This is a genomic window from Streptomyces sulphureus DSM 40104 (assembly GCF_000381025.1).
Classification (GTDB): Bacteria; Actinomycetota; Actinomycetes; order Streptomycetales; family Streptomycetaceae; genus Streptomyces; species Streptomyces sulphureus.
In genome coordinates, this window is the sequence record NZ_KB905813.1 from 256,130 (window position 1) to 268,028 (window position 11,899).

10 protein-coding genes are annotated in these 11,899 nt (G+C 70.9%); 9 read left to right on the forward strand and 1 reads right to left on the reverse strand.

Features of this window, described 5'->3' with window-relative positions; translation table 11 throughout:
• The first annotated feature begins 23 nt into the window (after positions 1-23).
• The 7 genes from F603_RS0101100 to prcA all read left to right on the forward strand — a co-directional run bounded on the left by F603_RS0101100 (position 24) and on the right by prcA (position 7,851).
• Positions 24-917 (forward strand): tRNA (adenine-N1)-methyltransferase, encoded by an 894-nt coding sequence (locus F603_RS0101100; protein ID WP_019544174.1) that lies wholly within the window; start codon positions 24-26, stop codon positions 915-917.
• Positions 918-1,103: 186 nt separating this feature from the next.
• Entirely contained in the window at positions 1,104-1,643 is a 540-nt protein-coding gene (locus tag F603_RS0101105; RefSeq protein ID WP_026328040.1) for a hypothetical protein, read from the forward strand.
• Between the two features lie 320 nt (positions 1,644-1,963).
• Complete coding sequence (gene arc / locus F603_RS0101110; protein WP_019544176.1) at positions 1,964-3,730, forward strand: proteasome ATPase; 1,767 nt, start codon at positions 1,964-1,966, stop codon at positions 3,728-3,730.
• Between the two features lie 253 nt (positions 3,731-3,983).
• Positions 3,984-5,495, forward strand: coding sequence for a depupylase/deamidase Dop (gene dop / locus F603_RS0101115; protein WP_078503490.1), 1,512 nt, complete (start codon positions 3,984-3,986; stop codon positions 5,493-5,495).
• A gap of 220 nt (positions 5,496-5,715) precedes the next feature.
• Complete coding sequence (locus F603_RS0101120) at positions 5,716-5,934, forward strand: ubiquitin-like protein Pup (protein ID WP_016905358.1); 219 nt, start codon at positions 5,716-5,718, stop codon at positions 5,932-5,934.
• Positions 5,935-6,246: 312 nt separating this feature from the next.
• On the forward strand, positions 6,247-7,095 hold the full coding sequence (prcB, locus tag F603_RS31370) for a proteasome subunit beta (RefSeq protein WP_051096080.1): 849 nt from the start codon (positions 6,247-6,249) through the stop codon (positions 7,093-7,095).
• A gap of 3 nt (positions 7,096-7,098) precedes the next feature.
• Positions 7,099-7,851 carry a proteasome subunit alpha gene (gene prcA, locus F603_RS0101130; protein WP_019544179.1) on the forward strand — a complete coding sequence of 251 codons (753 nt, stop codon included), beginning with the start codon at positions 7,099-7,101 and terminating at the stop codon, positions 7,849-7,851.
• Between the two features lie 111 nt (positions 7,852-7,962).
• Here prcA and F603_RS0101135 read toward each other — a convergent pair whose 3' ends face one another.
• Positions 7,963-9,024 carry a LacI family DNA-binding transcriptional regulator gene (locus F603_RS0101135; protein ID WP_019544180.1) on the reverse strand — a complete coding sequence of 354 codons (1,062 nt, stop codon included), beginning with the start codon at positions 9,022-9,024 and terminating at the stop codon, positions 7,963-7,965.
• A 120-nt stretch (positions 9,025-9,144) separates the two neighbouring features.
• Between F603_RS0101135 and F603_RS0101140 the strand changes: the two genes are divergently transcribed.
• Complete coding sequence (locus F603_RS0101140; protein WP_019544181.1) at positions 9,145-10,362, forward strand: MFS transporter; 1,218 nt, start codon at positions 9,145-9,147, stop codon at positions 10,360-10,362.
• Between the two features lie 63 nt (positions 10,363-10,425).
• Positions 10,426-11,787, forward strand: coding sequence for a Pup--protein ligase (gene pafA / locus F603_RS0101145; protein ID WP_016905363.1), 1,362 nt, complete (start codon positions 10,426-10,428; stop codon positions 11,785-11,787).
• Positions 11,788-11,899 lie beyond the last annotated feature (112 nt).

Consider the following 11,899-nt stretch of genomic DNA (forward strand, 5'->3'; position numbering starts at 1 on the left):
CGACGACCCGTTAGTGTGTCCGCATGTCCGAACCGACCGGTGCCGCCCGCCGTCGCGGGCCCTTCCAGGTCGGGGACCAGGTCCAGCTCACCGACCCCAAAGGCCGCCACTACACGATCACCCTCGAAGAGGGGAAGAGCTTCCACACCCACAAGGGAGCCTTCCCGCACGACGAGTTGATCGGTGCGCCCGAGGGCAGCGTCGTCCGCACCACGGGCAACGTCGCCTACCTGGCGTTGCGCCCCCTGCTCCCCGACTACGTCCTGTCCATGCCGCGCGGAGCGGCCGTCGTCTACCCCAAGGACGCGGGGCAGGTGCTGGCGATGGCCGACATCTTCCCCGGCGCCCGTGTCGTCGAGGCAGGTGTCGGTTCTGGCTCGCTCAGCGCGTTCCTGCTGCGCGCCATCGGCGACCAGGGCATGCTCCACTCGTACGAGCGTCGCGAGGACTTCGCGGAGATCGCCCGGCAGAACGTCGAGCGGTACTTCGGCAGCCCGCACCCGGCGTGGACGCTCACCGTCGGCGATCTCCAGGACAACCTCTCCGACACCGAGGTCGACCGCGTCATCCTCGACATGCTCGCCCCCTGGGAGTGCCTCGACGCCGTCTCCAAGGCGCTCGTACCCGGCGGCATCGTCTGCTGCTACGTCGCCACGACGACCCAGATGGCGCGCATGGTCGAGTCGATCCGCGAGCACGGCACCTTCAACGAGCCGCAGGCGTGGGAGACGATGCTCCGCAACTGGCACGTCGAGGGCCTCGCCGTCCGCCCCGACCACCGCATGATCGGGCACACCGGTTTCCTGCTCACCGCCCGCCGCCTCGCCGACGGCGTCGAGCCGCCGCTGCGGCGCCGCCGCCCGTCCAAGGGCGCGTACGGCGAGGACTACAAGGGCCCCGGCAGCACCTCCCGCTGACACGACCGACCAGGCCCCGCAGCACCGTTCCGACGGGGAACTCCGCTGCGGGGCCGCTGCGTTGAGAAGAAGCGGGCCGGAGACCCGCCGTTCCGCCGCGGTGTGACGTATGGCACCATGCTGGCACCCGCCAGCCCTCCGCGCCGCCGCGCCGGCGCGTTCGAGCACGCCCAGGAGTCGCCCCGCGTGACAGCACTGCCGCACACCCGTCCCCGCGCGGCCCACTGGGCCGCCACCGCCCTCGCGCTCGCCGCCTTCCTCGGCGGTACGGCCCTCCTCCAACCGTCCGGCGCCACGGCGAACCCGACAGGCGAGGCGGCCCGCGGCCCCGACCCCGAAACGGCCCGTTACCCGCTCGACTGCGGTGCGGACGAGGCGGAGGTACTGGCGAGCGGTTCGGCCGACTTCGACGGGGACGGGCGCGCGGAGGCCGTGGCGGTCGCGCGGTGCCGCTCGGCGGGCGGGACGCCGCCCAGCGCGGTCTTCGTCCTCGCGCCGGCAGCGGAGGACGAGCGGCCCGAGGTCGTCGCCACGCTCGTCCCGGCGAGCGAGGGCATGAGCGTGCAGGGGCTGAAGGTCACCCCGCACGCGGTCTCGGCGACGCTCCTCGGCTACTCCTCGACCGACGTCCCGAGGTGCTGCCCCGACAAGCAGCGCAAGGTGCGTTGGGAGTGGCGCGACGGGCGGTTCGTGCTGGTGCCGGGGCCGGTCGCGGGCGCAGCCTGAGGGCGGTCGGGTCCAAAACCCCTGCGACGTACGCGCGTCGAGCATGCGGAGGCAGTGGCGGAGCGCGCTGGCCGTGTCCCGCCGCGTCCTCCCGCTCCGAGCAGAAGGACGGAATCCGCACCCCCGTAAGGGTGTTGGGGTGCGCAAGCACAAAGCGGGCCGCTTTCGGACCGGAACTCGTGGGTATCCCCCAGACGGGAGGGAGCGCGCAAGGGTGAAGATCGGACACTCCCCTTACGTCTTTGTGATCTAGGGGTTTCAACCCGCACCGGCCCAGGTAGGGTCGAAGCGTCCAGCTCCCCCTGGAGGAGGTGAGGACCGTGGCAGCCCACGACGACGACATCAACCGCGGCATCAAGGCCGGTCGGGGTTCAGAGGACCCGGAAGGCCAGGTTGCCCAGCTAGAGCAGGAAATCGCCGTCCTGCGCCGGAAGCTCGCCGACTCTCCGCGGCACACTCGGGCTCTCGAAGAGCGGATCGTCGAGCTCCAGACCAACTTGGCCGGGGTCTCCGCGCAGAACGAACGGCTCTCCAACACACTGCGCGAAGCCCGCGACCAGATCGTGGCGCTCAAGGAGGAGGTCGACCGCCTCGCGCAGCCCCCCGCCGGGTTCGGCGTCTTCCTCAAGCCCAACGAGGACGGCACCGCCGACATCTTCACCGGGGGCCGCAAGCTCAGGGTGAACGTCAGCCCCAACGTCGAACTCGACGAACTCCGCCGCGGCCAGGAGCTCATGCTCAACGAGGCGCTCAACGTGGTCGAGGCCATGGAGTTCGAGACGGCCGGCGACATCGTGACCCTCAAGGAGGTCCTGGAGGACGGCGAGCGGGCCCTCGTCGTCGGCCACACCGACGAGGAGCGCGTCGTGCGCCTCGCCGAGCCGCTGCTGAGCAGCACCCTGCGCGCAGGGGACGCGCTGCTGCTCGAACCGCGCTCCGGCTACGTCTTCGAGATCATCCCCAAGAGCGAGGTCGAGGAGCTCGTCCTCGAAGAAGTCCCCGATATCGATTACAACAAGATCGGTGGCCTCGGCGGTCAGATCGAGGCGATCCGCGACGCCGTCGAACTCCCCTACCTCTACCCGGACCTCTTCAAGGAGCACGAACTCAGGCCCCCCAAGGGCGTTCTGCTCTACGGCCCGCCCGGCTGCGGGAAGACGCTCATCGCGAAGGCGGTCGCCAACTCGCTTGCCAAGAAGGTCGCCGAGGTCACGGGCAAGCCGCAGGGGAAGAGCTACTTCCTGAATATCAAGGGCCCCGAGCTGCTCAACAAGTACGTCGGCGAGACCGAGCGGCACATCCGCCTCGTCTTCCAGCGGGCGCGCGAGAAGGCAAGCGAGGGGACGCCCGTCATCGTCTTCTTCGACGAGATGGACTCCCTCTTCCGCACCCGCGGCTCCGGCGTCAGCTCGGACGTGGAGAACACCATCGTGCCGCAGCTCCTCTCCGAGATCGACGGCGTGGAGGGCCTGGAGAACGTCATCGTCATCGGCGCCTCGAACCGCGAGGACATGATCGACCCGGCGATCCTGAGGCCCGGTCGCCTCGACGTGAAGATCAAGATCGAGCGCCCGGACGCCGAGGCGGCGAAGGACATCTTCTCCAAGTACCTCACGGCGAACCTGCCGCTGCACGCCGACGACGTCGCAGAGCACGGCGGGAACGTCGAGGCGGCCTGCGCGGCGATGATCCAGTCCGTCGTCGAGCAGATGTACGCGGAGTCCGAGGAGAACCGCTTCCTGGAGGTCACGTACGCCAACGGGGACAAGGAGGTCCTGTACTTCAAGGACTTCAACTCCGGCGCCATGATCGAGAACATCGTCGGCCGGGCGAAGAAGATGGCGATCAAGGCGTACCTCGACCACAACCAGAAGGGCCTGCGCGTCTCCCACCTCCTCGCCGCCTGCGTCGACGAGTTCAAGGAGAACGAGGACCTCCCCAACACCACCAACCCCGACGACTGGGCCCGCATCTCCGGCAAGAAGGGTGAGCGGATCGTCTACATCCGCACCCTCGTCACCGGCAAGCAGGGTGCGGACACCGGCCGCTCGATCGACACGGTCGCCAACACGGGCCAGTACCTCTAGCAGGCACCGCCCCCACCGACGCCGCGGCCCAGGGCCCCGCCCACCAGGCGGGGCCCTGGCGCCTGGCGGCGCGACGCCGGCTGCCTCGGCGTACGGATGCCGCCGGTGGGCCCCCCGGCGCGCGCCCCGGGGGTAGTCTCATCGGACTCGCCGCCGTATGCGGCGCCCGGAGCACGCCGCAGGCATGTCGGTGCCGGGCAGTACCTTGGCAATGCGCGTTGACAGTGCCGTGTATCCACGCAAGGAGAATGCGATGACCGTACGGCGGGTAATGGGCATCGAGACCGAGTACGGGATCTCCGTTCCGGGCCACCCCAACGCGAACGCCATGCTCACCTCCTCGCAGGTCGTCAACGCCTACGCGGCTGCGATGCAGCGGGCCCGCCGCGCGCGTTGGGACTTCGAGGAGGAGAACCCGCTGCGCGACGCGCGCGGCTTCGACCTCGCGCGCGAGACCGCCGACGCCAGCCAGCTCACCGACGAGGACATCGGCCTCGCCAACGTCATCCTCACCAACGGCGCCCGCCTCTACGTCGACCACGCGCACCCGGAGTACAGCGCTCCCGAGGTCACCAACCCCATGGACGCCGTGCTCTGGGACAAGGCGGGGGAGCGCGTGATGGCGGAAGCCGCGCTGCGCGCCGCCGAGGTGCCGGGCACGCAGCCCATCCACCTGTACAAGAACAACACCGACAACAAGGGCGCCTCCTACGGCACCCATGAGAACTACCTGATGAAGCGGGAGACCCCGTTCTCCGACATCGTCCGACACCTGACACCGTTCTTCGTCTCCCGGCCCGTCGTCTGCGGCGCCGGCCGCGTCGGGATCGGTCAGGACGGCACCGAGCAGGGCTTCCAACTCAGCCAGCGAGCCGACTACTTCGAGGTCGAGGTGGGCCTGGAGACCACCCTGAAGCGCCCGCTGATCAACACCAGGGACGAGCCCCACGCGGACGCGGAAAAGTACCGCAGACTCCACGTCATCGTCGGCGACGCCAACCTCTCCGAGGTCTCCACCTACCTCAAGCTCGGCACGACCTCCCTCGTCCTCTCGATGATCGAGGACGGTTTCATCGCGGTCGACCTCGCCGTCGATCAGCCCGTGCGCACGCTCCACCAGGTCTCGCACGACGCCGGCCTCGGGCACCTCGTCACGCTCCGCAGCGGGCGCCGGCTCACGGCCGTCCAGCTTCAGATGGAGTACTGCGAGCTGGCCCGCAAGTACGTCGAGGAGCGCTGGGGCCAGGACGCCGACGAGCAGACGAAGGACGTCCTCAGTCGCTGGGAGTCGGTGCTGACGCGCCTCGAGGACGACCCGATGAGCCTCAGCGGCGAGCTCGACTGGGTCGCCAAGCGCGAACTCCTGGAGGGCTACCGCCGTCGCGACGGCCTCGGCTGGGACGCGGCCCGCCTGCACCTCGTGGATCTCCAGTACGCCGACGTCCGCGCCGACAAGGGCCTCTACAACCGGCTCGCCAACCGCGGAAAGATGCAGCGGCTGCTCACGGAGGAGGAGGTGGACAGGGCCGTACTGCGCCCGCCCGAGGACACCAGGGCGTACTTCCGCGGGCGTTGCTTGGAGCAGTACGCGGACGACGTCGCAGCGGCGTCGTGGGACTCGGTCATCTTCGACCTCCAGGGCCGCGACTCCCTGCAGCGCGTCCCCACCCTCGAGCCGCTGCGGGGCACGCGGGAACACGTCAAGGACCTGCTCGACCGATGCAGAACGGCGGACGAACTTGTGCGCGTGCTGTCCGGAAACTGACCGTTCCCGGACTGCTCAGGGGTCTTCTTCCGATACCGAGAGTTCACGAACCCGCCCTCACCAGGTGCGCGGTCGCCGTTCTCGGGGAATCACCATCAGGCGGGGAATCACTGCGGGGGACCCCGGACGTTGCACCAACCGAGGGGCCGAAGTCAGTCGCGGCTTGTAGGGTCTGATCTTGTACGTCTCGCGTACAACCAAACCGAGCGGGGTGAGGGAAATGGCGACCAAGGACACCGGCGGCGGACAGCAGAAGTCCACCCGGCAGACCGAGGAGACCGAGGAGGAAACCCAGGACGCACAGGCGTCCGAGGACCTCAAGGAGCGCCAGGAGGCACTCTCCGACGACGTCGACTCGGTCCTCGACGAGATCGACGACGTCCTGGAGGAGAACGCCGAGGACTTCGTCAGGTCGTTCGTGCAGAAGGGCGGCGAGTAGGTCCCGTGCCCGACGGTGCCGAGCGGCCGAACCGGCCCCGGCGCAGGCGGACTTCGCTCGACGGCGCACCGGTCCGCCGGTGCGCCGTCCGTCCGCCGGGCGCTGTCTCCCCCGGTGCGGCGCCGGGGCACGGCACCGACCGTGCGGTCGGCTACTGTCGGCGTCCGCCCCGCGGTTCGCCGGAGCACGTGGTTCACGATCATGCGGCGGGTAGAGTCCCGGCGTGCACCGCGCCCCAACCGGGAGTCAGCGCCGGGCACATGGAAACCGGGGAGCGGCGAACCGGGCCGTCGTCCAGCAGGAAGGAAACGTGTGGCAGCCGAAACTCGTAGCGCCGGGCGCGCGCCGGCAGCCTTCCTGACGCCGGGCTCGCCCTCTGCGCACATGCCCTGGTGGTTTCCGGGAGACCGCCCGATGCCGTCCGAGGAGGCCCCGCACGGCACCACCGTCGTCGCTGCGACGTTCCCCGGCGGCGTCGTGCTCGCCTGCGACCGCCGGGCCACGACGGGCAGCACTCTCTCGCAACAGAACCCGGAGCACGTCTTCCCGGCCGACGAGCACTCCGGCCTCGGCATCGCGGGCGCGCCCGGCCCCGCGGTGGATGCGGGTCGGCTCTTCCAGTCGGAGCTGGAGCACTTCGAGAAGGTGGAAGGCTCCCCGCTCTCCTTGGAGGGCAAGGCGAACCGCCTCGCCGGGCTGGTCCGCGGACACCTCGGCGGGGCGTTGCAGGGCCTCGCGGTCGTCGCGCTCTTCGCCGGCTGGGACAAGGAGCGCCGCAAGGCCCGCCTCTTCACGTACGACGCGACGGGTGGGCGCTCCGAGGAGGCCGGGTTCGCGGCGCTCGGCCCCGGCTCCGTCCACGCCCGCGGCTCGTTGAAGAAGCTGCACGGCGAGGGCGTCAGCGAGGAGCAGGCGGCGACCGCGGTGGTGCAGGCTCTCCACGACGCCGCAGACGACTCGGCCGCGGGAGGTTCCGACGCCGGCAGGCAGATCCCCCCGGTGGTCGCGGCGATCACCGAGGACGGCTACCGCAGGCTGGAGCAGGCCGAGGTCTCCCGCCTCGTACGGCGCGTGCACGAGGGCCGTCTCCAGCTCCCCAACGGGCCGCAGGCCCCGCTCTCTCAGGCCCACCCCGACAGACGGACAGGAAGGGACGGATAGCCGGTGTCGACGCCGTTCTATGTCTCACCCCAGCAGGCCATGGCGGACCGCGCCGAGTACGCCCGCAAGGGCATCGCGCGCGGTCGCAGCGTGGTCGTGTTGCAGTACGCCGACGGCATCGTGTTCGTCGCCGAGAACCCCTCGCGGGCACTGCACAAGGTCAGCGAGATCTACGACCGGATCGCCTTCGCGGCGGTCGGCAAGTACAACGAGTTCGAGAACCTCAGAATCGGCGGCGTCCGCTACGCGGACCTGCGCGGCTACACCTACGACCGCACCGACGTGACGGCGAGGGGCCTCGCCAACGTCTACGCGCAGACGCTGGGCACCATCTTCTCGGCCAACGCGGAGAAGCCGTACGAGGTCGAGCTGATCGTCGCCGAGGTCGGTGCCGACTCCTCCGAGGACCAGATCTACCGCCTCCCGCACGACGGCTCGATCGTCGACGAGCACGGTTCCGTCGCCGTCGGCGGCAACTCCGACCAGATCGGGAGCCACCTCGATCAGAACTACCGCGAGGACATGTCCCTCGGCGAGGCGCTGAAGCTGGCGGTCGCGGGGCTCGTCAGGGACGGCAGCGGCGGCGAACGCGAGCTGACGGCCGACCAGTTGGAGGTCGCCCTCCTCGACCGCTCCCGCCCGCAGCAGCGCAAGTTCAAGCGGGTCGCCGCGACGCAGGTCGCCAGGCTTCTCGGAGGCTCGAACGGCTCCTCCTCGGAGGACGAGGCCGGCGACGCGGAGGACTCCGAGGACTGATCCTCCGCCCGCCCTGCTGAGGACGCACGGGGCGGGGCGGCCCGAACGGGCCCGCCCCGCCCCGCGTTTGTGCCCGCCGGCGCCCCGCGCCCGCCGTACGGCCGGAGTGGCTCAGGCGGGCGCGGGACCCGTGGACCCGCGGACGGCGAGCGACACCGGCAGCAAGCCGCGCCGGGGCACGCGCCCGTCGACGACGTCGAGGAGGGCGCGCATGCCCGCGGCGCCGAACTCCTCGGCCGGCAGGTCCACCGTCGTCAGCTCCGGCTCCAGCGCGGTCGCGAGCGTGACGCCGTCGACGCCGGTGAGCGAGACGTCCTGTGGTACGCGCAGTCCCAGGCGGCCGGCGGCTTTGGAGGCGCCGGCGGCGAGGAAGCCGTCGTCGCAGATGAGTGCGGTCGGGCGCGGGTCGGCCGTGAGGAGTTCGGTGGCCGCGCGGAGTCCGCCGGGGATGTTCAACGGTGCCGCCGCCGTGGGCGGTTGGGCGGCGCCCCCGTCCGCGAGGGTGCGCCCCAGCGCGTGCGCCCGTACCCGGAACGTCCAGGAGTCGATCGCCGCCGCGACGTGTCCGATCCTGCGGTGCCCGAGGGCGAGAAGGTGCTCGGCGGCCTGGCGCATTCCGTCGGCGATGTCGAGGTTGACGGTGGCCGCGACGCCGCTGAGCGCGGGATCGTCGTCGAGCATCACGACGGGTGTGCTGCTGCGCAGCGCCGGCAGGGTGCCAGGCGTGAGCGAGGAGGCGATCACGCCGTCGAGCGCGGCGCCGGCGGAGCCGAGCGGGTCCTGGACGAGGCCGCCGGTGTCCGACTGGGTCGCGCCGGGCGCGGGCGGTGTCGAGTGCGTCGGGTACAGGAGCAGGCCGAAGTCGTGCCGGGCCGCCTCGCGCGCGGCGCCGAAGTGCACCCGGGCGAAGAAGTCGCTGTTGAGCGCGGGCACGACGAGCATCCCGGTCCTGGTGCGTCCCGCGCGCAGGGTGCGCGCGGCAAGGTTGGGCCGGTAGCCGAGCCGGGCCGCGCTCCGGCGCACGGCCTCCGAGGTGCGCGCGGAGATCCGCCCCTCGCCCTTGCCCGAGAGGACGAGCGAGACGGTCGCCTGCGAGACCCCGGCGTCCTGGGCCACGTCCTTGCTGGTGGGGCGGGCCCGTCCGAGTGCGGGGTCCGGTTGACCTTGCGGCACGCGGCCTCCTTCCGACGCAACACAACCGGGTGGACCGGGAGTTGGCGTCGATGATACGTATGACGGGTCCTGTTCATACGTATCACTTCGGGTCGGGTACCCGGTGGGAAGGAGCGCGCGATGGCGGGTTACTGGGAGCTGCTCCGGGTGCGGTACGCCGCCCGACTCCTCGCCGGCACCCTCGTGGGGCGGCTCCCCAACGCCACCGCGGCGCTCGCCGTCGTCCTCTTCGTCCGCTCCGAGGGCGGCAGCTACAGCCTCGCCGGCGCCCTCGCCGCCGTCTACGGCGTCGCGACGGCCGTCGGGCAGCCGGCGCTCGGACGGCTCGTCGACCTCTACGGGCAACCGGTCGTGATGCTCCCCGCGGCCGTGCTGTCGGCCGGCGGCATGTGCCTTCTCGCGGTCGTGGGAGTGGAGCCGGTCGTGCTCGCCTACCTCGCCGTGCTGCTCGCAGGCGTCTGCACCCCGCCGCTGGAGGGCGGGCTGCGCGCGCTCTGGCCCGACGTCCTCGGACGCGGCGAACGGGTGCACGCGGCCTACGCGTTGGACGCGGCCGCACAGGAAGTCATGTTCACGGTCGGCCCGTTGCTCGTCACTCTTCTCGTCGGGTTCTGGAGCGCCGGCGCCGCGCTGCTCGTGATCAACGTGATCGGGGTGCTCGGTGCCCTGTCGGTGGTGCTCTCCCGCCCCTCACGCGCCTGGCGGTCGGCGCCGCGCACCGCGCACTGGCTCGGCGCCCTGCGCTCCCGGGGCCTGCTCGCGCTGCTCGGTGCGTTCTTCTTCGTCGGCCTGGCGCTCGGCTCGATCGCGGTGGACGCGGTGGCCTACGCCGACGAGGTGGGGAGCGAGCGCGTCTCCAGCTACCTGCTCGCCGCCAACGGCGCCGGTGCGCTCCTCGGCGGCCTGGTCTACGGGGCGCGGCAGTGGCCGGGCGTCCCCGAGGTACGGCTGCGGCGGCTCTCGGTGGCGCTCGCCGCCGGGTACCTGCCGCTCGCACTGACGCCCGGCGGCGTCGGTGCCATGACGCTCCTTGCGGGGGTCGCGGGCCTCTTTCTCGCGCCGGCGCTCGCCTGCTCGTTCGTCGTCGTGGACCGGCACGCGCCCGTGGGGACCGTCACGGAGGCGTTCTCCTGGCTCGTGACGACGTTCGGGGTGGGGGCGGCGGTCGGCACCGCTGCTGCGGGGCCGGCCGTCGAACGCGGCGGTGCCGCACTGGGGTTCGCCGTCGCGGGGGCCGCAGGCGTGGCCGCGTTCCTCGTCCTCGCGGCGACGCGGCGCGTTCTCGCCCCCGTCGAACCCGTGTCGGGCTCCGCCGGTGCGTCCCGCTCCGCTAGCTGAAAATGATCGCAACGGTGCCCCGAACCCGGTTTCAGATCAGGGCATCGGGCGTAATGTTCAGTCATGGACCGCCGAATCTTCGGGCTGGAGAACGAGTACGGCGTCACGTGTACGTTCCGGGGACAGCGGCGGCTGTCCCCCGACGAAGTGGCGCGGTACCTCTTCCGCCGTGTCGTGTCATGGGGCCGCAGCAGCAATGTTTTCCTGCGGAACGGCGCCCGCCTCTACCTGGACGTGGGCTCACACCCGGAGTACGCGACTCCCGAGTGCGACAGCGTGACCGAGTTGGTCACCCACGACAAGTCCGGCGAACGCATCCTCGAGGGACTGCTGGTCGACGCCGAGCGCCGGCTCCACGAGGAGGGGATCGCCGGCGACGTCTACCTCTTCAAGAACAACACCGACTCAGCAGGCAACTCCTACGGTTGCCACGAGAACTACCTCGTCGCCAGGCACGGGGAGTTCTCCCGGCTCGCCGACGTCCTCATCCCCTTCCTCGTCACCCGCCAACTCATGTGCGGCGCGGGCAAGGTGCTCCAGACGCCGCGCGGCGCCGTCTACTGCGTCAGCCAGCGTGCCGAGCACATCTGGGAGGGTGTCAGCTCGGCGACGACCCGCTCCCGCCCGATCATCAACACCAGGGACGAGCCGCACGCGGACGCCGAGCGCTACCGCAGGCTCCACGTGATCGTCGGCGACTCCAACATGTCCGAGACGACGATGCTGCTGAAGGTCGGCGCGACCGACCTGGTGCTCCGCATGATCGAGGCGGGCACCGTGATGCGCGACCTCACCCTGGAGAACCCGATCCGCGCGATCCGTGAGGTCAGCCACGACACCACGGGGCAGCGCAAGGTGCGCCTAGCCAGCGGACGCGAAGCCTCCGCACTGGAGGTGCAGGAGGAGTACTACGAGAAGGCCGTCGACTTCTGCGAGCGCCGCGGCATCCGCAGCGGCCTGGTCGAGCAGGTGCTGGAGCTGTGGGGCCGCACGCTGGAGGCGATCCGCACCCAGGAGCTCGACCGCATCAACACCGAGATCGACTGGGTGATGAAGTACCAGCTCATCGAGCGCTACCGCGAACGCAACAACATCACGATGTCGCACCCGCGGATCGCGCAGATAGATCTCGCCTACCACGACATCCACCGCCGACGCGGCCTCTACTACCTGCTGGAGCGGAGCGGCAGGGCCAAGCGCATTTGCAACGACGTCAAGATCTTCGAGGGCAAGTCCGTGCCCCCGCAGACGACGCGGGCGCGGTTGCGCGGCGACTTCATCCGCCGCGCCCAGGAGCAGCGGCGCGACTTCACCGTCGACTGGGTCCACCTCAAGCTCAACGATCAGGCGCAGCGCACCGTCCTGTGCAAGGACCCGTTCCGCTCCGTCGACGAGCGGGTGGAGAAGCTGATCGCCGGCATGTGAGGGCGACGGTCGCGGAGAGACGCCCCGGGGAGCGCGGAAGCTGCGCCCCGGGGCGCGCTCGTGTGCGGGTGCGCCGAACGTGTCGCCGGTGGTCCGCGAGGGGCGCGTGGAG